Below are 24,067 nucleotides of genomic sequence, written 5' to 3'. Positions count from 1 at the left end.
TCAGGCCTCCCGCGCCTTGTCGAGCAAGCCCGCGATGCCGCGCGGGCGCACCAACAGGACGACGATGATCAGCAAAAATTGCGTGATCAGCACATACTGGCCGCCAAGCAGGGTCGAGGTCAGGGCTTCGTTAAGGCCGATCAGCACGGCTCCGATCACCGCGCCCGGCACGCTGCCGAGCCCGCCGACCAGCGCGATGCTCAGTCCCTTCACCATCGGCGTGATGCCACTGAAGGGCGCGACGTAGTAGGTCTGCGCCAGCAGCACCGAGGCGAGCCCTGCAAGCGAGCCGGTCAGCGCCATCACATAGAAGCCGGTGCGGCGTACGCCGATGCCGACGATGGAGGCCGCATGTGGGTTCATCATCATGGCGCGGATCTCGAGGCCGCGGCGGCTGGAGCGCATCCAGAGCAGGATCAGCGTCAGCAGCACGATTGCCGATGCCGAGGCCCCGAGCTTGTCTGAGGTCACGATGACGCCAAAGATATCGGCATTCCACGAGCCGAACAGCCGCGGCAGGGATTTCGCGCGCGGTCCGAAATACCAGAGCAGCGCCTGATTGCCGATTAGGCTGATGGCGAGCGTCGCGATCAGCGCGCGCAACGGAAAGTTCGGCTTGTCATGGATCGGGATGAAGGCGAGCAGGCAGACGATCAGTCCACCGAACGCGCCGGTCAGGATGCCGGCGGCCATCACGATCGCCGGCTGCGCGCCGATATTGATGCTGGCGAGCCACGCGCCATAGCCCGACAGCGCAAAGATGAAGCCGAAAGCCATGTTGACGAGGCCAAGGCTCGACCAGGTCAGGGAGATGCCGATCGCCAGCGTGCCGTAGATGCAGGCCAGAGTGATCGCGTTGGAGAGCACAAAGCTCCAGTTCATCGATGCACTCCCATCAGGCCCTTTGACGCCGAAGCCTCGCCCTTCAACTTGCCGGCATGCATGCCGATGATGCGGTCCACCCTGCCCTCCAGCAGCGCGAGATTTTGCTCCGCGATCACCATCGCGGAGCTGCCGAGCTCGACCGCCATCAGCGCGTCGACGACGGATTTGCCGATCTTGGGTGCCAGGCCAAGCGACGGCTCATCGACCAGGAAAAGATCGGCGTCGGCCATCAGCCCGCGCCCGATCGCGACCATGCGCCGCTCGCCGCCCGACAGGCGGCCGACGGGCGTACCCATCAGCTTGTCCAGCGGCGGGAAGATTTGCAGGATTTTTATCTTGCGCGACGCCCGCTCTTTCCAGGCCCGTTTGGTGTAGGCGCCGCTGTCGAGATGCTCTTCCACCGTCAGCCCGTGAAAGATCTCGTCGCCTTGCGGGATCAGCGCGAGGCCGCGGCGGACAATCTGGTGGGTGTAGCGGCCCGGCCCCTGGCTGCGGGTGCGGCCGACCTCAAATCCGTTGAGCAGGATCGAGCCGCGCTGCCAGCCGGTGAGACCCGCGATGGCCTGAAACAGCGTCGACTTGCCGTGTCCGTTGAGACCGACGAGGCCGATCCGCTCGCCGGCGAACACGGTAAGATCGAGGTCGTGGATCACCCGCAACGGACCCCAGCCGGCCGAGAGCCCGCGGACGTCGAGCACGGCTGTCTTGTCGGCGCCGCTCATCAGTGCGCGCCCTCACCGGCTTCGAACTCGAAATAAGCGGCCTTGACCCGGGGATCGACCAGGATCTGGTCGAGGCGACCTTCCGCGATCATCTCGCCGGCGTCGAGTACCATGACGCGGTCGGCGATGGTGTCGAGCAGCTCCATGCGATGCTCGATCAAGACGATCGCGATGTTCAATTCCTTGGCCAGTACGCGCATGATCTCGTCGAACTCGTCGATCTCCGAATTGATCAGACCTGCGGCCGGCTCATCCATCAGCAGGATCTTTGGCCGCCGCATGAGGAGACACGTCATCAGCAGCTTGCGCCGGTTCAGCGTCTCCAGCTGATCGGCCATCGTGCCCGACGGCACGTGGAAGGCGACGAGGCCCGCGCCCCATTCGGAATCGTCCGGCGTCAGATAGGGGCGATAGGCCTGCCTTGCGGCTTTCAGCACCTGGGCGACCGTCATGCCCTCGGGCACAACGGGCGTCTGGTAGGTGCGGCCGATGCCGAGCTGCGCGCGCCGGTGCAGCGGCAGCGCGGTGATGTCGCGGCCCTCATAATGGACGGAGCCGGATTTCGGCGGCATTCGACCGGACAAGACCTCGAATAGACTTGTTTTGCCGGCACCGTTCGGACCGATGATGCCGAGCACCTCGCCCGGCTCGATCGACAGCGAGATGCCGTGCAGGATCGAGCGGCCGCCGAGATCGAGCGTGATGTCGCCGCAGGCAAACAGTGGAGGAGACGGCATCGCCTCGCGCCGCTCACCACCACGGCGCCTTGCGCAGAGCCGTCTCGCGCAGTACGTCGGGATAGATGATCTTGTGCTCGGCGTTCTGGACCTGGAAGAACAGCTGCGCCATGCCCTGCTCCAGCTCCTTGGCGCCGATCGCATCGCCTGTGTCGGGATAATGCGCGCATTCCTGCAAGGGATTGTTCATGCTCATGTAGCCGCAGACGCCGCGATACGGCGTCTTCCGCACGAAGTCGCAGACCTCCTTGAACTTGCCGGGATCGCCGACCGCTTCCCACGCGGCCTTCAAGTAATAGGTCACGTCGTAGCCGTTGCCGGTGTAGCAAAGGCCCATGATGCCGGGAAAACGCTTCTTGTACTTGGCGCGGAACTCCTTGCCCTTGTCGTCGGCATAGACGCCGAGCACCGTGCTCCAGACAAAGCCTTCGGCGGCCGGGCCGGATAGTTCGAGGAATTCCGGCTGCGAAGGACCGTATTGCAGATAGACGAGCGCGCCCTTGAGCGGATCCGCGCCGTATTGCTTGACGAAGGCAGCGTATTCGGCGGCGACCCAGTGATCGATCATCACGGCACCCGCGCCGACTTTCTTGATCTCCTGGATGACCGAGCCCCAATCCTGCACCGGATACTGGATGTCGGTGATCCCCGCGAGCTTGAACTCGCTCTTCGGCAGCGCGCCCTGCAACGCTTTCGAGATGGTCTGGTTGTAGGCGATCTGCTCCTGCACGATGTGGACACCGTTGTTGATCGGCTTCCAGACGCCTTGGTCGCGCATTGCCTTCAGGAAGACCGGAAATGTGTAGCCGTAATGCACTTCCGACGGATCGGTCTGGAAGATGTGACCGTACTTCTCGGGGTTCTTGGCCAGGATGTCGGTGAAATTGCGCTGGGTCAGTCCCCACAGGAACGGCGCCTTATAGCGCGCCGAGACGTCGGCAACCGGCACCGGCGTGAACACGAAGGCGCAGGACATCGCATGCACCTTGGCGTCGATCAGCTTGTTGATCGCGACCTGCCCACTCTCCGGCGACAGCGGATCGATGTCGACCACCACAGCTTTCAGCGGGCGTCCGAGCACGCCGCCGGCAGCATTGATCTCCTCGATCGCAAGCGTGGTGCCGTTGAGATAATCCTGGTGGTCGGCGACGCCGGCCTGCGCGGTCTGCGCGGTCGGCACGCCGATCAGGATCGGATCGCCCGCGGCCCGGGCAGCCCCGGAGACGAACGGTGCCGGTAGCGCCGCTGCGACGGCCGCCGCTGGGACTGTCTTCAAGACTCGCCTGCGTGTAAATCCCGTGGTCATCTGGAGCCCCCTCCTGCTTGCTGCCGCGACGGTTGCGATGCAGGATGAAGCTAGGTCCGGGGCGGTGCCCGCGTCTTTTCAGCGAGCGCACTGTATTTTCTCCCGGAGTGCACCCGGGTCCTGGACGGGACAACCTCCGGGCTGTCTTGACTGGTACGCTTTTTGAATGAGGATCAGGCTTCGTTTCCGCGACTGAACCTTTGAGCTGAGAGCGCCATGACGCAGAGCAACTCATATTCGACGGCTGGAATCGATGGACGGGGAAGCATCGAGGCCTGGCGGCAAGCCATGGCAGAGGTCTATTACCGGCTCGACATCCAGTCCGCCCACACCGACCGCCTGCGCGGCCAGCTGACCGACTGGCAATCCGACATTCTCGGCGTCTCGAACTTTCGCGCCGACGCCCAACGCGTGATCCGCCGCAAGGAGGCGGCGAAAGCAGACCGGACCGAGGACTTCGTCTTTCTGTTTCCGACCCGTCACGCGATGCGCTTCTCCCAGCGCGGGCGCGAGGGGCTGGTGGTGCCCGGCGGCGTGTTCCTGGTGAACGCCGCCGAGGCCTACGTGATCGACGTGCCGGATGCCTCGGAGAACATCACGATCAAGATCGACCGCGAGCGTCTCGCCGGCCGCGTTGCCGGGACCGACGATCTCTGCGCCACCGCCGACTTCACCAATCCGCTGCTGGTGCCGGCCATCATCACGCTCGGCGAGCAGGTGCTGAAGATGCAGCCGTCCGAGCACAGCGCGCGGATCGAGGATTGCATCATCGATATGCTCTGCCTGATGATCGAATGCCGCGATCAGCGCGACAATGGCGCGCTGATCCGCGAAACGCTCGGCACCTCACTGTTCAACCGGATCAGCGCCTATATCAGGCGCAACCTCACCGACCACGCGCTGACGCCCGAGCGCGCGGCGGCCGAGCACCGAATATCGACACGCTATCTGCACAAGATCTTCCAGTATCACGGCACGACATTCGGACAGGTGCTGCAAGAGGAGCGGCTGCAGCAGGCGCATCTGATGATCCTGACCAGCGGGGCGCGCGGCACCATCAATCTCGGAGAAGTGGCCTGGCGCTGCGGCTTCGCCAGCCAATCGCATTTCTCGGTCAGCTACAAGAAGCGCTTCGGCGTCCCGCCACGCAGAACGCTGCCTCCTACTGGCGAATAGGAGTCGCTGGGCTCTTCAGGCATGACATGTGCGGGATTGTGGCGCGCGCACTCAATAGCTCCGGTCGCTTTCGAGGATTCGGAGCTTATGAATCAAATGCAGCCTTACCGTAACAGCGGCTTTTCGATCCTCTGACAGCGAGGCCGTGGCCAACACGAGCGCATGGACCCACGGCGCCTATCGGACCATACTCCCCAGGCATCACTTTGTTCGACGAGCAAGGGAGCCACCGGATGTACGCCAACATTCTCTTGAGCACGGATGGATCGGACGTCGCGAGAAAGGGCGTCGAGCATGGCATCACCCTGGCGAAGGCCTTGAACGCAAGGCTGACGATCATTACCGTGACGGAGGCGCTGCCGGTCGATTATGGCAGCGGACACGCCTCGGGATGGATTCCGACGCAGGACGAGATCGACAGCTTTGACGCGGCCTGCAAGGCCCGTGCGGGCAAGGTGCTCGATGACGCGCGCGCGATGGCGGAGCAGATCGGCGCGCCTGCAGAACTCCTGCATGTTCCGAATGCGCACCCGGCGACTGCAATCATCGAAACGGCAAAGTCCAGGGGATGCGACCTGATCGTCATGGCCTCTCATGGGCGTCGCGGCCTCAGGAAGCTGTTTCTGGGCAGCCAGACATCCGAGGTCCTGGTGGACGGAAGCGTGCCGGTGCTGGTGGTGCCGAAGCCGGCGTAGGTGTAGGGCTTAGCTCGCACCGCTCGGCTGTTCGCCGAGCACCCGCACGAGACCGCCGTCTGGCGGCAGGAGAATTTCATGACCAGTGAAAAAGGCCCGAACATCAAGAAGAAGCAGAAATGCAAGAACTGCGAGGGCAAGGGCTTGCTCAAGAAGGGCGACAAGGTGGTGAAGTGCCAGCGCTGCAAAGGCACGGGGGTGCGGTGACGCTGCGTCGAGGACCGCTGCAGCCAGGAGGAGGCACAACGCGAACCAATGTGCTATCCTCCCCGTAAGCAACAGCGGAGGAAACCAATGCCAACCAGCGTCAAGCAGATGCTCGAAGCCGCCAACGCGGCTGTCCCCAAGATCACGTCGGACGAGGCCGCCGAGATGATCAAGAGCGGCAACACGCTGGTCGTCGACGTTCGCGATGCGCCGGAGGTCGCGGCCAGCGGCAAGATCGAAGGCGCCGTGCATGTCTCGCGGGGGATGCTGGAGTTTCGCGCGGATCCGGAATCGCCCTATCACGACAAGGCGTTCGACAAGAGCAAGACCGTGATTCTCTATTGCGCGTCCGGCGGCAGGTCGGCGCTGGCCGGCAAGCTGCTGAAGGATATGGGCTACGACAAGGTCTACAACGTCGGCGGCTTCAAGGACTGGACCGGAGCGGTCGAGAAATAGCGATCATCGCCGATCGTTCCTTGAGCGGACAAGTCGTCTGATCATCAGTTTCCGAACAGATTGACGCCGCCGCCCTGCCGGGGCTCGTCGCCGCCGAATGCCATCATCGGGGCTTCGGCGCGCTGCTCCGCTTGCGGCTGCGAATTGTGCCTTGCCGCAGCGAGCCGCTTTGCCTTCCGTTCCGCAGCGCGCTTGCGGCGATCGCGTTGGTCGGCCTCGGCCTTCCCTGTATCGGCTTTCTCCACCTTGTCGGCCGACGCTTGCCGCTTGTCTGGCGAGGCCTGGGTCTCCCTTGCGGACGGCGTCGGCGGTGGTGCAGCGGCCTCCGGAGCGGATGCGGCTTGTTGTTGCGGTGTCGCCTTCGGTTCGGCCGCCTCAGCCGAAGCCGGCAAGACCACGCGAAGAGGCGACGGCGCTTGCGCGGACGTTCTCGACTCGGCGCGGCTTGGCTCCTTCAGAGCGGAATTCGCCATCATCAGCCCGCTGCCGAAGCCCACGCCCAGGATCAGGAAAGTGGTTCCGACGCCGGCGAAAAAAATGCTTCCGTTCGATGGCATGACCGCCTCCAAAATTCACCGAACGAACGCGCGAATCCTGCACCTGTTCCGGCTCGGGAAAAACATGCAAGGCGGTTCCGACATAGAGAGGCGGTTGGCGGGGCTTAAGCCTCATACCGGCTTGGGCTTGTCGATCGAGCTTCATCGTCGTTGCAACAATCAGCCTTCAGACGTGTTTTTCCCGATTGGGACACAGCGAGGCGCGCCATGGACAAGGATCGCAAGGATACAAGCAAGGATGCCGGACTGACACCTGACGACTTCCCGATCGAAGCCGACAAGGACAAGCTCAGGACTCACAAGGGCGAGCCGGTGGCCTCGGCCGAGTCGGAGCAGATTGCGGATCAGTTGGCCGAACGGCTCAACGAGCATGCTCATCAGGAGGAGCAGGATCGCTGGTCGGCGTGAGGCCGGCGTAACGCTCACGAATAGGAACGGAGCAGCATTGCCGGGCATTGAGCCGCGCCGGGGTTTTTACAATTTCGGCAAATGGCGGCCTCGGCTCGAAGTCCGCCCCCTGACCAGCGCCGAGGCCGCCTGACCCCAGGCATAGGAGCGGACATGAAGACCATTATTCTCGCAGCCCTCGTTGCGGCTCTCGCACAAGCCTCCGCATTCGCGCAAGGCGGCGCGGGCGCGTCCAGAACCGGATCGAGCATCAATTCGACGGGCACCGGCGGGACCACGGGAGCGGGTGCGTCCAGCCTCAACACGTCCTCGGACAACAATGGCGGCGGCGCAAGCGCCCCGGCAAAATCCACGACCGAGCAGCCGAGCACGAACGACCCGCAGCGGCAAACGCAAGGCGGCCAGCAGGCCGTGCCGGGCTCCGGCTCCACGGGAGCGCACCGCAAATAGGATCAGGCTAAGGCGCTGCGCCGCATTCAAACCCGCTCAATCCTCCACCCGGTACAGGCGCCATCGCGCCGGCACGCCCTTGAGCTGGTGCACGCCGTGATCCCTGAACCGGATCTCCGACTGCGTCATCAGGTTCCTGACCGCGCTTGAGACCAGGACCTCGCCGGCACGCGCTTTGGCGGCCACGCGCGTGCCGATGTGAAAGGCAAGGCCGACCATCTCGCCCCCGCTCACCTTGTATTCGCCCGCATGCAGACCGACCCTGATGTCGAGCCCCAATGTGCGCACCGCCTGGCGGATCGCGGTCGCGCAGCCGATCCCGGCCGCCGGCGCCTTGAACGTCGCCAATATGCCGTCGCCCGTGGTCACCACTTCCTTGCCGCGCGAACTCTTCAGCTCCTTGCGCACAGCGGCGTAATAATGGCCCATGATTTTGGTCCAACGCGCATCGCCGAGCTTCGCGGCTTTTGCTGTGGAGCCGACGATATCGACGATCAGAATCGTGGCCAGCGCTTGCTTGAGCTCGGCGCTGCGCTCGGCCGATCGGCGCTGGAGCACGATCGATCCGACCAGCAGTTCATAGCGATGATTGCGGCGCCGGGCGATCGCGGCCTTGGCATAGTCCTGGGCCCGCTGCACCGTGCCGCAGCGAACCGTCTTCTCCTGCGGCAGACGTGCCCAGTAGACCCTTCGCCCATCGCCAGCGCCCTGAACCTCCACGGCGCCCCACTTCAAGAAAACCGCCGAGCCGACCCGCCGGACGCACCACGCCTTCGACGTGTACCCCGATACGTTCGACTGATGGACCCCGATGCGAAGGAATTTGGGCATGTACGTGCGGCCGATCGAAGGAACGTCTGGACTGGCTGAGATAAAGCGTAGTCACCCATTGCCGCGTTGGCAACAAGACAAGCCTCGGTCGGGACGCCGGCCTTTGGCCCGCGGCTGCCGCCCCACGGCCTTCGTGCACGTTACCCCTGATAGGCAAACAGCTCGATCGGATCGCTGAAGCCGCGCACCTCGTGCTTGCCGACGTGCTCCAGCTCGAACTTCGGCTCCACCAGCTCCGCGAAGTCGCGTGACAGCAGCACTGTTCGTCCCAACTTCTTGGTCAGGGCCTCGAGGCGGGAGGCCATGTTGACGGCGGGACCTATCACCGTGAAGTCGAGCCGGCTGCTTGATCCGATATTGCCGTACATGACGTCGCCGACATGGACGCCGATGCCGTAGTTCAGGGGCGCGCGGCTGGTCGCACTGTTTCTTTCGTTGAGGGCGGCCATGGCCCGACGGGCTTCTGTCACGGCATGGAGCAGATTTGCGCAGGCATTGGGCGCGTGAAGCGGAAAGATGGCGAGCAGGCCGTCGCCGATGAATTTCAGGATCTCGCCGCCGTGTCGCGCGATCGGCTCCGACATCGCGTCGAAATAATCGTTAAGGAGATCGATGACGTCGTCGCGCGGCCAATTGTCGGAAATCTTTGTGAAATCCCGGAGGTCGCAGATCATGATCGCGGCGCGCACCGTCGTGCCGGTGCCGCGCCGGGTCGCACCCGCCAGGATGAGCTCGGCGGCATGGGAGCCGACATAGGTCTCCAGCAAGGTGCGCGCCAGGCGGTTCTTGATGCGGATCTCGCTGACCAGCGAAAGCACCGGCAGGAGCTTCTTGAGGGCTGCGATATGCGCGTGATCGAAGCCGCCGGGCCGGTCGGTCGCGAAAGTGATGAGATGCCGCTTGCCGAGCGTATGGTAGAGCGGCCAGGCCACGTAGTCGGTGAGGCCCTTTTCGCGCATCTCGTCGTAGAGCGCATGCTTGCGGCCGAGCGAGGGGTCCCGTTCGAGATTCTCCCGCACCTCGGTCGCGCCCTCCTGCATCTCGTTGGCGGCGCTGCCGATATATTCGGACCGCTCGCGAACCTCGTAATCGACCAGTGCAATCTCCGCCTCCCGCATTCCGTCGGACCACATGAACCGGGCGCCAAGCCATTGCGGGTGATTGATGAGGATGTGAAGCGTCGACCGCTTTAGCGGAATGCCCACCTGCTGGAGGCGGATACACATTTGCGCGAAGATGTCGTCGATGAAGCGCTCGTCGCGCGTGCCGTTGGTCAGCCAGTCGACGACGCCGTCGGCTTGCGTGGGGGCATTGTTGTCTGGCGCGTTCATATTCTGCCCTTCAGCGGCGGTCTGCATCGCAGCACATATCGTGCCCCGGCTCCGCCGCGTCAACCTAGCCAGTTGCATGGATTGTGCACACCCGCGCGACCGGCGCTGCTGCCGCCTAGCCCGTGAGCCGGATCGACGCCAGCACGGCCAGACCCGAGACGAGCGTGAGCCCTGAGGCCGTGGTGAGCTCGACCCTCAGCGTGTCTTCGTGCGAAAGTGAAAAATCCTTAAGCCCGAGGCGGATGCGGCAATCGCCGCGCGCGGCGTAAACCAGGTGCGTGCCGGCGGCAAGCTGCCGCTCGCCGGGCTCGCGGAGCGCCGCAAGCGCGATCTCGGCAGCTCCGCGGCGCGCCATCAGGTTGACGACCGCGACGGGCCCTGCCTCGAGCACGGTCACGATCTCCGTCTCGCCGGTGAAGCGGACCGTCGTAAAAGGTTCACGCTCGTCAAAATCCTGCGCGGGCGACTTCAGTACCAGCCCGCGACCATCGACGACCATCTGCAGACGATCGATCCCGGGCATATGGGAGAACGGACCGGGCGCCACGATCGGCGTCGAGGCAAAGCGCCAGAGCAGGCTGTTCCAATCCCGCACTGGCGCGTCTTCGCGCCAGGCCCCCGCAATATCGGTAAAAATGCCGCCGCCGTTCTTCCACGGCGAGCGGGTGTAGTCTTCGGGTTTGAGCAGCGTGGTTCTCATCAATCAGGCCGTCCGGGAAACTCGTGTGGGCAGACGTCGTAGCACATCGCAGGTGTGATGGCAGACCATTTGGCCGACGAGCGACCCGCGCAGCCAGGACCGTAGCCCGGATGGAGCGCAGCGCAATCCGGGGCGGTCTTTCCATAAGCACGAATCCCGGATTTCGCTATCGCGCTCCATCCGGGCTACGGGCTACATCCCGCTGAGGCCGCTATCGACCGCAAGCGTCTGCGCCGTGACGTAGACGCTCTCGTCCGACAGGAAGAACAGCACGGCGTAGGCGATCTCCCAGGCCGTGGCCTGGCGGCCGAAGGGGACGTGACCCTTGCCGCGCGAGGGACGGCCGGCGCCGGCTTCGCGGCCGTTGGGGGTGTCGACGAGACCGGGATAGACGAGGTTGGCGCGGATGCCGCGGCGCGCGCCGAGATGGGCGATGTTGCGCATCAGGCCGCCGAGCGCAGCCTTTGAGGAATCATACACCGCCATTTGCGATCCCGCTTTCAGCGCGGCGATCGAGGAGATGAAGACGATCGCGCCGCCATCGTGGAATCTCGGCATCGCGGCGCGGCAGCACAGCATGGGACCGCGGACGTTGACGTCGTAGATCGCATTCCACTCCTCGGGACTGACGGCATCGAGCCCGACCTTGCCGAAGGTGCCGATGTTCAGCACCATGCCGTCGAGCCCGCCCATGGTGCGATGCGCCTCCTCGATCATGCGGAAGACATCAGCCTCCGAAGTGACGTCGGCAGCTATCGCAAAAGCCTCGCCGCCCTCGTCGGTAATGCGCTTCACGGTCTGTTCGGCAGAGCTGCGATTGAGATCAGCCACCGCGACCTTGGCGCCTTCCCGGGCACAGAGGATGCTCATGGCGCGGCCGTTGCCGATCGGGTCGGAGGCGGCGTCGAACACGCGCTGCCCGCCGCCGACGATGAGGATGCGCCGGTGCTTCAGACGCCCCCTGCCGGGCGCCTCACCCAACGATTCCGCGCTGGGCGGGCGGACGTAGCGCTCCGGCTTGCTCTCGGTCTCCGTCATCTCAAGCCGCCCTACTTCTTGCCGCCGTCATAGACCGTCATGCCGGCGGCGGGATCGAGATCGGTCTCAGTCGCCTCGGTCAGGCGTGCCATCATCATGTAGAAGCCGAGCGCGACGATGGATTCGACGACCTCCTGGTCGCTGAAATGTTTTCGCGCGGCAGCGAAGGTCGCCTCGGGCACGCGGACGTTCTCGACCACTTCGCGGCCGAACTTCAGCAGCGCACGCTCGGCCTCGCTCAGCGCGGCGGCGTCGTAGTCCGCGCGCTCGACCGCATCGACCTGCCCTTGCGTGCAGCCGACGCCGAGCGCGATCGGCACGTGCTGGCGCCATTCATAGGCGCCGCCCTCGAGCTGCGCGGCCTGAAGGATCAGGAGCTCGCGGTTGACCGCCGAGAGCTTCTGCTTGTGCAGGATCGAATTGCCGAGCCGCATCGCCGGGATCATGTTGGCCTCGGCATGGGCCATCATGCGAAAGATGTTGAGCTTGACCGGCATGCGGTCGAACGAGGCACGGATGTCGCCGCTCGTCGTCTCCGGATCAATCAGGGGCAGCCTTGCCACGGTTCTCTCCCTTTGGCTTTCGTTTCTTGTTGTCGGTATCGTCGCCTGCCGCGATCAGCGACAGGAAGAAAGCGAGATAGCGCTCGATCGCCTCGATCACCTTGGATCGCGGCGAGGGCGCGGCGCCCATCACGTAATGTTCGAGACGGATGTAGATCAGGCCTGCCGCGAACAGCCGCGCGGTCTCGCGCGGATCCGGCGTCTTGACCAAACCGGCGAGCGCAAAGCCACGGAAATAGTCCGTCATCAGGCTCTGCTCGCGCGCGTAGAAATGATCGGCGAATTTGGCGCGGATGCCGGGGACGCGGTTGCGCTCGGCGGTGATGACTTTCTGGAACTGGTGCTCGCGCGGGTCGGACCATTGCTCGACGAGGTCGAGCGCAAACTGGCGACAGAACGCGGCGGGCCGGCGCGCGAGCTGCTTGTAGCGCGGCTCTTCCAGCCGGCTCGCCGAGCTCGCCGGACCGTGCTCGCTGACGATCGCTTCCAGGATCGCGGCCTTGCCGGGAAAGTGGTTGTAGAGGCTGCTCTCGCGGATGCCGACGCGGCGCGCCAGCTCGCGCATCGAGGCGCCGCCATAGCCGCTCTGCGCGAACAGGTTGAGCGCCTCGGTGAGGATGCGCTCTCGTGTCGAAGGCGCAGCCGCTTCCGCCGCGCTGGAGGTGTGGACAGCCATGACGGCTTGACTAACGAACGATCGTTCGTTAGTCAACCGTACGAACGATCGTTCGTTTGCCAGTCTGGCGCCTGCGATCCCGGCCCGCAAGTCCTGTTGCGGGCGCAGTTCTCGCGTTTCAACTCCGCTCCTTGAGAGGCGGAGAGCAATTTTGGGAGACGATGTCATGGCGCGCTTTGCCCGCCTTCGCTCGGCCGCGGCCTGCATCCTGTTGCCGCTGCTCGCAGCCGGCACCGCCCAAGCCCAACACGCAAAATACGATCCCGGCGCCGACGACAAGACCATCAAGATCGGCACCACCGCGCCGCTGAGCGGCCCGGTGTCGGCGTTCGCGCAGATCGCGAAATCGGCGGAGGCTTATTTCCGCAAGGTGAACGACGACGGCGGCGTCAACGGGCGACGCATCCAGATGATCATCGCGGATGACGCCTATAGTCCGCCGAAGACGGTGGAGCAGACCCGGCGGCTGGTCGAGAGCGAGGAAGTGTTGCTCATCTTCGGCGGCGTCGGCACGCCGACCAACAGCGCCGTGCACAAATATCTCAACGACCGCAAGGTGCCGCAGCTCTTCCTCGGCTCGGGCGCTGCGAAGTGGGACGATCCCAAGAATTTTCCGTGGACCGTCGGCTGGCAGCCGACCTATCGCGACGAGGCGATCGCTTACGCCAGATACATCAAGGCCAGCCACGCCAGTGCGAAGATCGGCGTGCTCTACCAGAACGACGATCTCGGCAAGGACTATCTGAAGGCGCTGGAGGAAGGGCTCGGCAGCGGCGAAGCCATTGTCGCGCGCGCGGCCTACGAGACCTCGGCGCCGACCGTCGACACCCAGATCCTCCAACTGAAGACGGCGGGCGCAGACGTCGTGCTGGTCGCGGCGACGCCGAAATTCGCAGCCCAGGCGATCCGCAAGATCGGCGAGATCGGCTGGAAGCCCGTGACCATCATTTCCAACGTCTCGGCCTCGATCAGCGGCGTGCTGGAGCCGGCCGGCAAGGACAATTCCATCGGCGTCATCTCCAGCCAGTATCTGAAGGACGCGACCGATCCCGCGAACAAGGCCGATGCCGGCTACCGGGAATGGCTGGCCTTCATGGACAAGTACCTGCCCGAGGCCAACAAGAGCGACTGGCTCAACGTCTATGGCTATACCATCGCGCAAACGCTGGTGACGGTGCTGAAGGCATCAGGCAACGACCTCACCCGCGCCAATGTGATGAAGCAGGCGACGACCATGAAGGACGTGCGCCTGCCGATGCTCATCAACGGTACCGCGGTCAACAATTCGCCTGAACGCACTACGCCGATGACGAGCCTTCAGCTGATCCGTTTCGACGGCACGCGCTGGGTGCCGTTCGGCGACCTCCTGAAGAACTGAGCCGATGCAGCAGGTGAAGATCGGCAGCATGCGGGTCGATCTCGTCAGCGAGATCCCTTCGCTGGCCTTCGACAAAAACTGGCTGTTCGCCAACGTCACCGACGCTGACATCGCGGAGAACCGGAGCTGGCTCGATCACCGCTATATCGAGCCGGAGACCGGCCGCTTCATCCTCAGCCACCACTCCTATCTCGTGCGCACGCCGCGCTGGACCGCCATCGTCGACACCTGCTGCGGCAATCACAAGCATCGACCGCGCGTGCCGGCATGGGACAACCTCAACCAGCCTTACCTCGACAACATGCAGTCGCTGGGCGTTAGGCCCGAAGAGGTCGACTTCGTGATGTGCACGCATCTGCATGTCGATCACGTCGGCTGGAACACGCGGCTGATCGACGGCCGCTGGGTGCCGACCTTCCCTAACGCGCGCTATCTGATGGGGCGCGAGGAGTACCGGCATTTCGAGGCCGCCCACAATGCCGCGCCGAAGAGCCCGGTGAACCACGGCTCGTTCGAGGATTCAGTCCTGCCGGTCGTCGCGGCCGGCCTTGCCGAGTTGGTCGAGACAGATCATCGCCTGTTTAGCGACCGCGACGCCGCCTTGCGCTTCGCGCCGGCGCTGGGGCACACGGCCGGCAACATGCAGATCCACCTCAACGGCGGCCACGATCACGCGGTGATGTCCGGCGACGTCATCCATCATCCGATCCAATGCGCCGCACCGTGGCTTTCGAACGCCGCCGACGTCGATCCGGCCGCGGCTGTCGCGACGCGGCTGGCGCTGCTGGAAGAGCTTGCGGACACGCCGAGCTATCTGCTCACCGGCCACTTTCCGGCACCGACCGCAGGGCGCGTGATCCGGCACGGCGAGGCCTACAGATTTCGTTTCGAGGATTAGGGGGAAACCATCATGAAGTTCACGACCGTCACGCTCTCATTGCTCACGTTGCTGTCGGCGGCATTGCCGGCACGCGCCGAGGATCCGGCCGCCTACCCCACGCACAAGATCAAGATGCTGCTGCCCTATGCGGCCGGCGGCGGCGGTGACGTGGTCGGCCGGCTGCTTGCGGACAGGATGGGCAAGACGCTGGGACAGAGCATTTATATCGAGAACCACACGGGTGCGGCCGGCACGCTCGGCACACAGATGGTCGCGACATCGCCGAATGACGGCTATACCATCACGGTCGGCGGCATGACCACGCATGTGCTGGCACCGGCCATCTATCCGAAGCTGCCCTACGATCCGATCAAGGATTTCACGACCATCGGCCGCGTCGGGACGTCCTCGATCATGCTGGTCGCGACCAAGAATTTTGCCGCCAATGATATCAAGGGCCTGGTCGCGCTGGCCAAGAAGGGGGAGCCGGTCCAGTACGGCAGCTGGGGCGTCGGTTCGACCGGACAATTTTGCGCGGAAATCCTGATGCAGCAGACCGGTATCAAGATGGACCACGTGCCGTTCAACGGCATCGCTAAATTGGCCGGCGACCTGCTCGGCGGCCACATCTCGCTGGCGACGCTCGACGTCGCGACCGCGACGCCGCTGGTGAAGGACGGCTCGATCAAGGCGCTGGCCGCCTGCGGCGAACGTTCGCCGAGCCTGCCTGATATCGCCAGCTACAAGGAGCAGGGCGTGCCGTTCGACCGCAGCCTGTCCTGGGCGATGTATGCGCCAGCGGGCCTCGCTCCCCCGATCGCGCAGAAACTGTCGGCGGCGCTGAAGGACGCGCTCGGCGATACCGCGGTGAAGGATAAGCTCCTCGGGCTCGGCATCACCCCGCAATTCGTCCCCGGCGAGGAGCAGCGCGACATCAACGCCCGCGACATCGCCGCCTGGAAGCAGGTTGCCAAGGACGCGGGCATTGAGGTCAAGTGAATTGGCTGAGAAGAGAGGAGCGCGGGCATGAGCCGCATCTTCGGCGCGGTGCGCCAGAACGGATATGTGGTGCGGGACATCCACGCCGCGATAAAGCACTGGATCGAGGTGATGGGCGTCGGCCCCTGGTACTACATGGACTGCGTCAAGACCGACTGGTTCCGACATCGCGGCCAGGATTCGGCCGTCGAGATGAGCATTGCGCTGGCCAATTCCGGCGATCTCCAGATCGAGCTGATCCAGCAGCGCAACGACGCGCCCTCGCTGTACAGGGAATTCCTCGACGCCGGCCACGAAGGCCTCCAGCACATGTCCTATTGGAGCCATGACTACCAGGCGCTCTACGACAAGGCACTCGGGCTCGGCTACAGGATCGGCCATGAGGGCCAGATCGGCGGCGACAAGGGGCGCTTTGCCTATTTCGACACCCAGGCCCATCCGGGCACGGTGATCGAGATCTCGGACATCAGCGGCACCAAGGGGCCGTTTTTCGAGAAGGTCCGGCAGGCCGCGATGAAGTGGGACGGCACGCGGCCGGTCCGCGAGGTCGGGGCAAAATCGTAAGGCCCCCTCACGGACTTCGCCAATGCTCTCCGAGGCGCGCAAGACGATGCAGGAACCGGCGGGGTTTACGTCATTGCTGGCGGGGTAAACGGCAATCCATGGTAAGATGAGCCCCGCATTCGAACCTGCAGCGAGGCAACATGTCCGACACTGACAAGGTTTTCGCCGGCTCGATTCCGAAGATCTACGACGAGTATCTCGTCCCGATGATCTTCTCCGTCTACGCGGAGGACATCGCAAGACGCGTCGCCGCCCGCTCTCCTGCCGTGCTGCTCGAGATCGCCGCGGGCACCGGCGCGGTGACGCGCGCCGTGGCAGCGGCGCTGCCGCGCGGCATCCGTTATGTCGCGACCGATCTCAACGAGCCCATGCTCGCGATCGCCGTGCAGCGCCAGGCGGATGACGACCGCATCACCTGGCGCCAGGCGGACGGAATGGCCCTGCCCTTCGGCGGCGCCGAGTTCGACGTGGTCTGCTGCCAGTTCGGCGCGATGTTCTTTCCGGACCGTGTCAAGGCTTACGGAGAGGTGAAGAGCGTCCTGAAGCGCGATGGCACGTTCGTGTTCAACGTCTGGGATCGGATCGAAGACAATGTGCTGACGCATGAAGCGACGATCGCGCTGGAAAAACTGTTTCCGGACGACCCGCCGCGATTCATGGTTCGCACGCCGCACGGCTATTGCGACAAGACCGTCATCAGAACCGACCTCGAACGTGCCGGCTTCCGCGACATTTCGATCGAGACGCGATCTGAGATCAGTCGCGCGCCATCGGCCGAACACGTCGCGCTCGCCCTCTGCCAGGGCACGCCGCTGCGCAGCGAGATCGAGGCAAGGGATGCCAGCAAGCTTCAGGCTGCGACCGATATCGTCGCCGAGACGATCCGGACGCGTCATGGCGCCGGAGCGGTGGAAGGCAAGATTCAGGCTGTGGTGATCGAAGCGCGTCCGTAGTTGCGGGCGGCCGCTCGAGACGCCGCCCTGCGTCCTACCACCAGCTCCGCTGCATCGGCTGCGTCGACTGATAGTATTGGTACTGGCCACGCTGCCGGCGCGGATTGGCCGGCTGTACGTAGGGATCGCGCTGGTAGAAGAAGCCGAAGCCGTTGCCGCCATTGTCCCAGCCGTCATCGCTGGCGATCATCGCAGGCGCGGTCGGCTTGCGCGTGATGAAACCGCCCTGCGGCTGGTTGCTGAGCACCGCGACGAATTCGGTACGGTAATTGGTCTCGCTGCTCAGCGGCTCGTCCGAGATGATGATCGAAGAGCGCGGCAGCGCAGTCGGCCCAATGCGATCCCACACCTCCTGCGGGATGGTGATCCGGTCGAGCGCATTCCTGGCCTCGTCGCCGTTTTCGATCGTGACCGCGCTCCAGCGCAGGCCCGCATCGGTCTTTGCCATCGCGGTGAAGATATGCGTGCCGATCGGCTGGTCGGGATTATGGATGGTAACGGGAACCTCGATGCTGGTATCGAACACCTCGCCGCCGCCGTCGGGCGCCGGCTTGTGCGTGTTCCGCCGGACGTAAAGCTTCTGTGTCGCGCGACTGATGTAGACCGAGACCGGCTCAAGCGCGAGCTTGGCGTCGGTCGCAGCCTTCACGGCCTCGGCCTTCCTGGCCGCGGCGGCCTTCGCGGCCTCCTTGGTGGCGGCGACGGCATCGCGCTTCGGCTGCGCGGCGGCCTTGGCGGCATCGAGCTGTGTCGCGGCGTCGGCGGCCCTGGTCGCGGCCTTCTGCTTCAACTCATCGGCCTTGGCGCGGGCCTGATCGGTCTTTGCGTTCGCGAGCGTCTTGTCAGCGAAGGCGAGCTCGGCGTCGGCGCGGGCTTTCTGCTGTTCGAGCTTGCGCAACGATGCGGGGAGCGAAGCAGCTTCCTTTGCGGCCGCTGATGCGGCCTTCTTGGCCTCGTCGGCGACCCGAATCGCCTCGTCGGCTTCGAGGGAGACCTTGTCGACACGGCCCGGCGCCGCCGCGATGGCCTCGCGCTTCGGCGTGAACAGCAGGGGATGAGCGATATCGATCGGGGCCGCGTCCTCGGGTGAGATGATCACGCGCATCCCGATGTTCGTCTTGTCGAACAGATTCTCGGCAAAGCCGAAGGGCATGCGCACGCAGCCGTGCGAAGCGGCATAGCCGGGCAGCGGCCCGCCATGCAGCGCGATGCCGTTCCAAGTGATGCGCTGCATGTTCGGCATCCAGGCATCGTCATACATGGTCGAGCGATGGTCCTTGTCCTTCTCGACGATGGCGAAGACGCCGGCCGGCGTCTCGCGCCCCGTGGTCCCGGTCGACACCGGCGCGCGCAGGATCCAGCCGTCGGCATCGTAGAAAGTGACCTGCTGGCCCTTGATCGACACGATCGCCATGATCGGCTCGCCGGCCTGGCGCTGCGCCACCGCCTCGGCCGGCTGGCGCGCCTGCTTGGCCGCCCCGGCCGGGGTCAGGGCGGCAAACGCGACCATCGCCGCCAACGTCACAAGTCCGGGAGGGCCCCAACGCCGCATCGCCGAGGTGGGTTGCGCCGTCGTCAGTCGGTTTTTCATGCCATCCTCGGTCGAAATGCCGGTTCGCTTGCGCCGGTCACACGTCAGATTGCGATTACGGGATTAAGAAATCACAGCCGCCATACGTTCCGTCTGTGGCGATATTCGGCCCGTTCCGGCGACAAGTCTCTCATATACGACGGCTTGGGCAGGCGGAAGGCGGTTAACAGCCGGACTGGTCCAAGGCCGGAGGCCTATCGCTGCGGCAGAATGTCCGCCTCTGCCGGGCGGCGAGGCCCGCGCCTAACGGAGGCGCGTCAGACGCCCACGGCCTTACGGTTGAAGGTCCGCAGGAAACGCAGCGACAGCGTCCGGACATTGGCGACGTTGAGGAGCCAGGCGGTCGCGACATAAGCAAGACCGCCGGCGAGGTTGACGATGACGAGCGCCACGGGGCCGGTGCCGCCCGCTTGCGATCGCGCGAGCAGGATCGCGGCCGCCATCGCCGCAGCGGAGACCGCAACGCCGGCGAGACGGCTGAGGTCGAACGGGACCGGATGGGCGCGATGCATCAGGACAAGGGCAACGAGAAAGCCGATCGCCTCGGTCGCGAGCGTCGCCAGCGCCGCGCCGTAGATGCCGTAACCGGCGACCAGCACGACCATCAGGACCACGCTGACTACCAGCGTAAGAAAGGACTGCGCCGCCAGCATGAAAGGCCGCTCGGCGAGCTGGAAGCTGATCTGGACGTAGAACTGATTGGCGATACCGAAGAAGCGGGCAAGCACCAGGGTCGGCAGCAGCGCCGACACGCCAGCGCGGAAGTCGACGCCGACGAGCGTGCCGGCAACCTGATCCGCGGCGAGCGCGAGCCAGACCGCAACGGGCGTGACGACGACGAGCAGCAGCTCGAGGCTCTCGGTCAGCCGCTCCCGCGTCGTCTCCTTGCTATTCTCGGACAATGATCGGAACACCAGCGGCACGGTGGCCGCGGCGACGCTCGATGCAATCATGACCATGAACTGGCGCGGCAGGTCGGCGGCAACGCCGAAGATGCCGGCGGCATCCTTGCCGAGCAAATAGGCGACGATGAGCCGGTCGCAGGCCGAATAGACCGCAACGGAGAGTCCGGCCAGCGTCAGCGGCAGGCCGTAGCGGGCCAGCTGCATGAACTGGCTGCGCTGGAAGGACGCGATCTTGGTGCGATCGCCGACGAGGTTCAGGATGATTCCGGTGAGCGACCCCAGGCCGAACGCGGCAAGCAGCCCCAATCCCCCCCAGCCGAGCCAGATGCCGAAGAGGCCGAAGCCCACGCTCGCCACGCTGCGCACGATCGAGATCGCGGCAAACCGGTAGGGCCGCAATTTGGCGCGTTCGAACTCCTGACCGACATCGACGGCATTGGCCATGATCGCGACGAACATGCTGGCAAGCAGCAGCTCGACACTGACGTCGCTGCGGAACAGGAACACCAGCGGGGTCGTGGCGCAGAGCACCGCAACGGTGAGGCCGAAGGCAACCATCGCCGTGCCGCGAAAATCCACCTCCGCCGACATTGCCTGATAGCGGGACACCGACAGCTTGATCCAGGCGAAGAAGATCGCGCCCAGAATGCCGGCGAGGCTGATACCCACGACATAGACGCCGTACTCAGCCGGCGTCAGCAGCCGCGTATAGGCCGTGACAGCGAAGAAGCCCACCGCCGCAGGCAGGATGTAGGCGACCAGATAAATCGAGAAATGGCGGTTCAGCATGCGAGCACGGGACCGACAGCGGTCTTGCGAGTGTGACGACCGTTCATCAATGGGACCATGGCGGGGCGGACGAACTGCGCCGCAGCATCGCTCAAGAGTGTCACATAAGTCTGCAGATCGGGCGGCGAATGAAGCGTTGGACCCGCTTTCGCGCGTTAGCGTTAAATTTGCCCTTCCTGGAACGGTAGGCCTTGAACAGCAAGCCTTGAACAGCAAGCCTTGACCAGCAAGCCGCGATCACGGCAGGAACCCATGATTTGCAGACGGCAGAGGTTAACCCAACAAGGCAAAACCCCGGCGTCACAAGGCGCCGCTTGGTACGATGGTGCGTTGGTTCGAAAAAGGACTGCCGTGACCGGGCTCGACAGACGCGAATTTCTTCTTGGCGGCGCCGCAGCACTCGCGGCGGGCGCATCGGCATCGGCCGTACCGGCCTCGAAGCTCGCCCAACGCCATCAGGGCTTTGGCGCGGCCGCCACGCTCTGGGACCTGCAAGCCGATCCCAGGCTCGGCGAAGCCATCAGCACCTATTGCACGCAGGTGGTGCCGGTGCTCGAGCTGAAATGGCCGATGCTGCGGCCGAACGCGCACACGTTCAACTTCGAGCGCGCCGACGCTATCCTGGATTTTGCGCGGGAGAACGATCTGACGATGCGCGGCCACGCGCTCGCCTGGTATCACGACATTCCGGACTGGACCAAGCAGATCAAGAACACAAAGGGCGTCGAGCGCGCCTATCTCGACCACATCGGCACCGTCGTCTCCTACTACAAGGACAAGCTGACGTCGTGGGACGTCGTCAACGAGCCGATCCCGGACAATCCCCGCAGTCCAAAGGACCGGCGCGACACGTTCTGGACGCAGCATCTGGGTCAAAGCTGGATACCGCTGGCTTTCCGCACTGCGGCCGCAGCCGATCCCTTCGTCAAGCTCGCGATCAACGAATATGACATCGAGTCGGCCAAGGATTCGTTCATTGCGAAGCGCGCAGCTTATCGCAATTTGATCATGGACCTGCTCGACCAGGGTGTTCCGCTCCACGCCGTCGGGCTGCAATCGCATCTGCATGCCGAGCTCGAGATCGACACCCATGGGCTCGCTGAATTCGTCACCGAGCTGCGCTCCTGGGGCCTTGAGGTGCTCGTCACCGAGCTCGACGTCGACGACCAGAAGCTGACGGGCAATCCGGCGCAACGCGACGCCATCGTCGCCAAGCGTGTGGACGATCTCCTCACGGCGATCTCGACAAGCGGACCGGTGCGCTCGATCCTGACCTGGGGCCTCTCGGATCGCTACAGCTGGATCAACGGCACCTTCGCCCGCGCGGACAAGCAGCCGAACCGCCCCCTGCCGCTCGACGGCGAGTTCAAGCCGAAGCCATTCATGGACGTCATCGGCAAGTTCACAAAGGACCCCTGAACGCGCAAGCTCAGGTGCGCGTTGGCAGCTCGAACTCGGCTGCATCGCCGATGTGATCGGGCGACAGGCTCGGCGCGCGACGATCGCGCGAGCTGAGCTGGAACACGTCGCGGATGTCGTCGATCGAGGTCGACGAATAGGACTGGATGCAGAGCGCGACCTGTTCGGGGGAGGCTGTGCGGATCAGCGCTTCAATCGACGGGCGGTCGAGCGGCGTGTCGTCCCAATGCGAGACCGCGATGCTGTCTTCCGTGACCCGATGGGTCGCCAGATGCTTCGGCGAGTTCGCGACGAAGTTGCCGTAAAGCAGATATTCGGAGAATTTCTTCTTGCGGCACAACGCCAGAGCCCAGCTCAGGCCGGTCGCCGACTTGATGGCGTCGGTCATCGCACGCGCGGTGTCCTTGTCCCAGACCAGCGCGTTGCCGACATAGTCGTCGGCGGGGAACGAGCGCTCCGTGAACCCCAGAAGCTGATCGACGGTGCGGAGCCACAGGCCATGCAACGGATGATCGGCGCCGATCGCCTCGCGCGCGACGAAGAGCGGCGTCTGCTCTCCGCCGGCATATTGGCCGACGTCGAACTCGCGGAAGAACAGATTGTCCGAATCCAGGATGCAGACGCGCTGCTCGGGCGCATTGAGGACGCCGGCGATTTTCAGCATCTGCTGGATGTGCCAGCCGTGCACGGGCGACGACAGCAGCGACAGCCAGACGCGCCGCTTGCTGATGAATTGAAGCGGCGGCGGCAGCGCAAAGAGCCATTTCGGCAAATAGCGGGAAGCCGGAACGATGACCCGCTTGTCGGACGCGAAGCGCTCGAACAGCGGCACATCCTCATCGTTAACGAGAACATAATGCCGCGTATATCCCGTGAGCCAGGTGTCGATGCTTTCGCTGAGCAGCGAAAAGCGTTCGATATCCTTGGCATAGCTGGCAGTCAGCAGGGCAACGGAATGCATGGAACGCGCTCGAATGGCCATCGAGCCGTACTCATAGCCGCGGCGGGAGGCCTTGGATACTTCCATTCGCAATCAAGGTAAAATGAAACGAAGAATTAGCCATCCGACGGCAGTCCCTGCGCGAGCCTGCGAAAGCGCAGCGGTGCGAGGGCAGAGGCGCGCTGCCACCAGTCGGCGACGCGGTCGTCGAGCCCGGTCGTGCCACGGCCCTTGCCGGGGAAGATCCGGATCTGCTGGACCGCTTCGGCCTGAAAGCCCCTGCCCTTGCGCGTGATCTTGATGACCGCGCCCTCGCGGTCCCGCTGGGTCAGTGGCACCAGCAGGCGGCCGCGTGGACTGAGCGATTTCAGCCAGAGCGGATGCGGCTGCGAAAAGCCGGCATGCACGATGAACACGTCGGCGACCTCGCCGATGTCCCCGCATCCGTCGGCGCGCACGACCGCGACATTGCCGTAGGGCATAAGATAGCGCGACGCACGCGCCGCGAGCCGCTCATCGCATTCGATGGCGATCACCCTGCCCTTGGGGCCGACCATCCCAGACAACACCGCCGAGAAATAGCCGAGCCCGCAGCCGATCTGGACCACGCGGTCCCTTTCCCGGATATCGAGCAAATCGATGAAATGCGCCCACAGGCTCGGCAGGCCGGTGTCGAGCCTGCGGCGGGCATCGATCGCGACCAGCACATTGTCGTAGAGATGGACGGGATCGGCACTGGGCGTCAGCCGGTAGCTGCGCGCCGCCTCGCTCTTGATGCGCCAAGGTCCTTTCCCCAGAAATGCCTCGCGCGGAACAGCGGCGAGCGCTTCGAGCAGGCGTGGCGAGGTAATGCCCTCGCGCCTCGCAATCAACGCGACGTAACGCGCGCGCGCGGCGGCAAGATCGCTCAT

General features: G+C 64.5%; 27 protein-coding genes. 12 read left to right on the top strand and 15 right to left on the bottom strand.

Going from position 1 to position 24,067, the window contains the following annotated elements:
- The 4 genes from IVA81_RS30815 to IVA81_RS30800 are packed head-to-tail and all read right to left on the bottom strand — an operon-like array spanning position 1 to position 3,620.
- Positions 1-882 (bottom strand): branched-chain amino acid ABC transporter permease, encoded by an 882-nt coding sequence (locus IVA81_RS30815; protein WP_247324939.1) that lies wholly within the window; start codon positions 880-882, stop codon positions 1-3.
- Entirely contained in the window at positions 879-1,607 is a 729-nt protein-coding gene (locus tag IVA81_RS30810; protein WP_247324937.1) for an ATP-binding cassette domain-containing protein, read from the bottom strand. Before IVA81_RS30810 ends, IVA81_RS30815 begins: the two co-directional genes overlap by 4 nt.
- Positions 1,607-2,344 (bottom strand): ATP-binding cassette domain-containing protein, encoded by a 738-nt coding sequence (locus IVA81_RS30805; protein ID WP_247324935.1) that lies wholly within the window; start codon positions 2,342-2,344, stop codon positions 1,607-1,609. Before IVA81_RS30805 ends, IVA81_RS30810 begins: the two co-directional genes overlap by 1 nt.
- 13 nt (positions 2,345-2,357) lie before the next feature.
- Positions 2,358-3,620: an ABC transporter substrate-binding protein gene (locus tag IVA81_RS30800; protein ID WP_247324933.1), complete on the bottom strand. Its 1,263-nt coding sequence runs from the start codon at positions 3,618-3,620 to the stop codon at positions 2,358-2,360.
- A 246-nt stretch (positions 3,621-3,866) separates the two neighbouring features.
- Between IVA81_RS30800 and IVA81_RS30795 the strand changes: the two genes are divergently transcribed.
- The 4 genes from IVA81_RS30795 (at position 3,867) to IVA81_RS30785 (ending at position 6,184) form a co-directional block, all read left to right on the top strand.
- Positions 3,867-4,826 (top strand): AraC family transcriptional regulator, encoded by a 960-nt coding sequence (locus IVA81_RS30795; RefSeq protein ID WP_247324931.1) that lies wholly within the window; start codon positions 3,867-3,869, stop codon positions 4,824-4,826.
- A 233-nt stretch (positions 4,827-5,059) separates the two neighbouring features.
- Entirely contained in the window at positions 5,060-5,521 is a 462-nt protein-coding gene (locus tag IVA81_RS30790; protein WP_247325254.1) for a universal stress protein, read from the top strand.
- Positions 5,522-5,599: 78 nt separating this feature from the next.
- Complete coding sequence (locus IVA81_RS40520) at positions 5,600-5,728, top strand: hypothetical protein (protein WP_007600646.1); 129 nt, start codon at positions 5,600-5,602, stop codon at positions 5,726-5,728.
- An 87-nt stretch (positions 5,729-5,815) separates the two neighbouring features.
- The gene (locus tag IVA81_RS30785) at positions 5,816-6,184 is read left to right on the top strand and encodes a rhodanese-like domain-containing protein (RefSeq protein WP_247324929.1); all 369 of its coding nucleotides are present in this window, start codon (positions 5,816-5,818) and stop codon (positions 6,182-6,184) included.
- Between the two features lie 44 nt (positions 6,185-6,228).
- Here the strand turns inward: IVA81_RS30785 and IVA81_RS30780 are convergent, their stop codons facing one another.
- Entirely contained in the window at positions 6,229-6,741 is a 513-nt protein-coding gene (locus tag IVA81_RS30780; protein ID WP_247324928.1) for a hypothetical protein, read from the bottom strand.
- Between the two features lie 207 nt (positions 6,742-6,948).
- Between IVA81_RS30780 and IVA81_RS30775 the strand changes: the two genes are divergently transcribed.
- Both IVA81_RS30775 and IVA81_RS30770 read left to right on the top strand, forming a co-directional pair.
- Positions 6,949-7,149, top strand: coding sequence for a hypothetical protein (locus IVA81_RS30775; protein ID WP_247324926.1), 201 nt, complete (start codon positions 6,949-6,951; stop codon positions 7,147-7,149).
- A gap of 153 nt (positions 7,150-7,302) precedes the next feature.
- Positions 7,303-7,599, top strand: coding sequence for a hypothetical protein (locus IVA81_RS30770; RefSeq protein WP_247324925.1), 297 nt, complete (start codon positions 7,303-7,305; stop codon positions 7,597-7,599).
- Positions 7,600-7,635: 36 nt separating this feature from the next.
- Here IVA81_RS30770 and IVA81_RS30765 read toward each other — a convergent pair whose 3' ends face one another.
- From IVA81_RS30765 to IVA81_RS30740, 6 genes are all read right to left on the bottom strand, one after another.
- Positions 7,636-8,430 carry an adenylate/guanylate cyclase domain-containing protein gene (locus tag IVA81_RS30765; protein WP_247324923.1) on the bottom strand — a complete coding sequence of 265 codons (795 nt, stop codon included), beginning with the start codon at positions 8,428-8,430 and terminating at the stop codon, positions 7,636-7,638.
- 140 nt (positions 8,431-8,570) lie between these two features.
- Positions 8,571-9,761 (bottom strand): adenylate/guanylate cyclase domain-containing protein, encoded by a 1,191-nt coding sequence (locus IVA81_RS30760; protein ID WP_247324914.1) that lies wholly within the window; start codon positions 9,759-9,761, stop codon positions 8,571-8,573.
- Positions 9,762-9,876: 115 nt separating this feature from the next.
- Complete coding sequence (locus IVA81_RS30755; RefSeq protein ID WP_247324913.1) at positions 9,877-10,461, bottom strand: HutD family protein; 585 nt, start codon at positions 10,459-10,461, stop codon at positions 9,877-9,879.
- A gap of 192 nt (positions 10,462-10,653) precedes the next feature.
- Positions 10,654-11,499 (bottom strand): SDR family oxidoreductase, encoded by an 846-nt coding sequence (locus tag IVA81_RS30750; protein WP_247324910.1) that lies wholly within the window; start codon positions 11,497-11,499, stop codon positions 10,654-10,656.
- A gap of 11 nt (positions 11,500-11,510) precedes the next feature.
- Positions 11,511-12,062: a carboxymuconolactone decarboxylase family protein gene (locus tag IVA81_RS30745; RefSeq protein ID WP_247324908.1), complete on the bottom strand. Its 552-nt coding sequence runs from the start codon at positions 12,060-12,062 to the stop codon at positions 11,511-11,513.
- Positions 12,040-12,738 (bottom strand): TetR/AcrR family transcriptional regulator, encoded by a 699-nt coding sequence (locus IVA81_RS30740; RefSeq protein ID WP_247324906.1) that lies wholly within the window; start codon positions 12,736-12,738, stop codon positions 12,040-12,042. The genes IVA81_RS30745 and IVA81_RS30740 overlap by 23 nt, the downstream gene beginning before the upstream one ends.
- Positions 12,739-12,904: 166 nt before the next feature.
- Here IVA81_RS30740 and IVA81_RS30735 point away from each other — a divergent pair, with 166 nt between their 5' ends.
- The 5 genes from IVA81_RS30735 (at position 12,905) to IVA81_RS30715 (ending at position 17,512) form a co-directional block, all read left to right on the top strand.
- A complete protein-coding gene (locus IVA81_RS30735) occupies positions 12,905-14,116 on the top strand; it encodes an ABC transporter substrate-binding protein (RefSeq protein ID WP_247324904.1) in 1,212 nt (403 codons plus the stop codon).
- A 4-nt stretch (positions 14,117-14,120) separates the two neighbouring features.
- Positions 14,121-15,014, top strand: coding sequence for an MBL fold metallo-hydrolase (locus IVA81_RS30730; RefSeq protein WP_247324902.1), 894 nt, complete (start codon positions 14,121-14,123; stop codon positions 15,012-15,014).
- A gap of 12 nt (positions 15,015-15,026) precedes the next feature.
- Complete coding sequence (locus IVA81_RS30725; RefSeq protein WP_247324900.1) at positions 15,027-15,995, top strand: tripartite tricarboxylate transporter substrate binding protein; 969 nt, start codon at positions 15,027-15,029, stop codon at positions 15,993-15,995.
- A gap of 27 nt (positions 15,996-16,022) precedes the next feature.
- Positions 16,023-16,559 carry a VOC family protein gene (locus IVA81_RS30720; RefSeq protein WP_247324898.1) on the top strand — a complete coding sequence of 179 codons (537 nt, stop codon included), beginning with the start codon at positions 16,023-16,025 and terminating at the stop codon, positions 16,557-16,559.
- Positions 16,560-16,699: 140 nt separating this feature from the next.
- Positions 16,700-17,512, top strand: coding sequence for a class I SAM-dependent methyltransferase (locus tag IVA81_RS30715; RefSeq protein ID WP_247324897.1), 813 nt, complete (start codon positions 16,700-16,702; stop codon positions 17,510-17,512).
- 34 nt (positions 17,513-17,546) lie between these two features.
- Here IVA81_RS30715 and IVA81_RS30710 read toward each other — a convergent pair whose 3' ends face one another.
- Positions 17,547-19,103, bottom strand: coding sequence for a L,D-transpeptidase (locus tag IVA81_RS30710; RefSeq protein WP_247324895.1), 1,557 nt, complete (start codon positions 19,101-19,103; stop codon positions 17,547-17,549).
- A 257-nt stretch (positions 19,104-19,360) separates the two neighbouring features.
- Positions 19,361-20,797 carry an oligosaccharide flippase family protein gene (locus tag IVA81_RS30705; protein ID WP_247324893.1) on the bottom strand — a complete coding sequence of 479 codons (1,437 nt, stop codon included), beginning with the start codon at positions 20,795-20,797 and terminating at the stop codon, positions 19,361-19,363.
- A gap of 351 nt (positions 20,798-21,148) precedes the next feature.
- Here IVA81_RS30705 and IVA81_RS30700 point away from each other — a divergent pair, with 351 nt between their 5' ends.
- Positions 21,149-22,216, top strand: a complete 1,068-nt coding sequence (locus tag IVA81_RS30700; protein ID WP_247324887.1) for an endo-1,4-beta-xylanase — start codon at positions 21,149-21,151, stop codon at positions 22,214-22,216.
- A 10-nt stretch (positions 22,217-22,226) separates the two neighbouring features.
- On the opposite strand, the gene IVA81_RS30695 is transcribed toward IVA81_RS30700, so the two are convergent.
- Positions 22,227-23,177 (bottom strand): DUF6492 family protein, encoded by a 951-nt coding sequence (locus tag IVA81_RS30695; protein ID WP_247324885.1) that lies wholly within the window; start codon positions 23,175-23,177, stop codon positions 22,227-22,229.
- Positions 23,178-23,272: 95 nt separating this feature from the next.
- The gene (locus IVA81_RS30690) at positions 23,273-24,067 is read right to left on the bottom strand and encodes an rRNA adenine N-6-methyltransferase family protein (RefSeq protein ID WP_247324881.1); all 795 of its coding nucleotides are present in this window, start codon (positions 24,065-24,067) and stop codon (positions 23,273-23,275) included.

The sequence above is a fragment of the Bradyrhizobium sp. 141 genome (genome assembly GCF_023074055.1).
Taxonomy (GTDB): Bacteria; Pseudomonadota; Alphaproteobacteria; order Rhizobiales; family Xanthobacteraceae; genus Bradyrhizobium.
This window is presented reverse-complemented; position numbering and strand designations above follow the sequence as displayed.

Coding starts and splice junctions, on each gene's coding strand:
- IVA81_RS30815 (WP_247324939.1), bottom strand. CDS start 882: ATGAACTGGAGCTTTGTGCTCTCCAACGCGATCACTCTGGCCTGCATC.
- IVA81_RS30810 (WP_247324937.1), bottom strand. CDS start 1,607: ATGAGCGGCGCCGACAAGACAGCCGTGCTCGACGTCCGCGGGCTCTCG.
- IVA81_RS30805 (WP_247324935.1), bottom strand. CDS start 2,344: ATGCCGTCTCCTCCACTGTTTGCCTGCGGCGACATCACGCTCGATCTC.
- IVA81_RS30795 (WP_247324931.1), top strand. CDS start 3,867: ATGACGCAGAGCAACTCATATTCGACGGCTGGAATCGATGGACGGGGA.
- IVA81_RS30790 (WP_247325254.1), top strand. CDS start 5,060: ATGTACGCCAACATTCTCTTGAGCACGGATGGATCGGACGTCGCGAGA.
- IVA81_RS40520 (WP_007600646.1), top strand. CDS start 5,600: ATGACCAGTGAAAAAGGCCCGAACATCAAGAAGAAGCAGAAATGCAAG.
- IVA81_RS30785 (WP_247324929.1), top strand. CDS start 5,816: ATGCCAACCAGCGTCAAGCAGATGCTCGAAGCCGCCAACGCGGCTGTC.
- IVA81_RS30780 (WP_247324928.1), bottom strand. CDS start 6,741: ATGCCATCGAACGGAAGCATTTTTTTCGCCGGCGTCGGAACCACTTTC.
- IVA81_RS30775 (WP_247324926.1), top strand. CDS start 6,949: ATGGACAAGGATCGCAAGGATACAAGCAAGGATGCCGGACTGACACCT.
- IVA81_RS30770 (WP_247324925.1), top strand. CDS start 7,303: ATGAAGACCATTATTCTCGCAGCCCTCGTTGCGGCTCTCGCACAAGCC.
- IVA81_RS30765 (WP_247324923.1), bottom strand. CDS start 8,430: ATGCCCAAATTCCTTCGCATCGGGGTCCATCAGTCGAACGTATCGGGG.
- IVA81_RS30760 (WP_247324914.1), bottom strand. CDS start 9,761: ATGAACGCGCCAGACAACAATGCCCCCACGCAAGCCGACGGCGTCGTC.
- IVA81_RS30755 (WP_247324913.1), bottom strand. CDS start 10,461: ATGAGAACCACGCTGCTCAAACCCGAAGACTACACCCGCTCGCCGTGG.
- IVA81_RS30750 (WP_247324910.1), bottom strand. CDS start 11,499: ATGACGGAGACCGAGAGCAAGCCGGAGCGCTACGTCCGCCCGCCCAGC.
- IVA81_RS30740 (WP_247324906.1), bottom strand. CDS start 12,738: ATGGCTGTCCACACCTCCAGCGCGGCGGAAGCGGCTGCGCCTTCGACA.
- IVA81_RS30735 (WP_247324904.1), top strand. CDS start 12,905: ATGGCGCGCTTTGCCCGCCTTCGCTCGGCCGCGGCCTGCATCCTGTTG.
- IVA81_RS30730 (WP_247324902.1), top strand. CDS start 14,121: ATGCAGCAGGTGAAGATCGGCAGCATGCGGGTCGATCTCGTCAGCGAG.
- IVA81_RS30725 (WP_247324900.1), top strand. CDS start 15,027: ATGAAGTTCACGACCGTCACGCTCTCATTGCTCACGTTGCTGTCGGCG.
- IVA81_RS30720 (WP_247324898.1), top strand. CDS start 16,023: ATGAGCCGCATCTTCGGCGCGGTGCGCCAGAACGGATATGTGGTGCGG.
- IVA81_RS30715 (WP_247324897.1), top strand. CDS start 16,700: ATGTCCGACACTGACAAGGTTTTCGCCGGCTCGATTCCGAAGATCTAC.
- IVA81_RS30710 (WP_247324895.1), bottom strand. CDS start 19,103: ATGAAAAACCGACTGACGACGGCGCAACCCACCTCGGCGATGCGGCGT.
- IVA81_RS30705 (WP_247324893.1), bottom strand. CDS start 20,797: ATGCTGAACCGCCATTTCTCGATTTATCTGGTCGCCTACATCCTGCCT.
- IVA81_RS30695 (WP_247324885.1), bottom strand. CDS start 23,177: ATGCATTCCGTTGCCCTGCTGACTGCCAGCTATGCCAAGGATATCGAA.
- IVA81_RS30690 (WP_247324881.1), bottom strand. CDS start 24,067: ATGAGCGATCTTGCCGCCGCGCGCGCGCGTTACGTCGCGTTGATTGCG.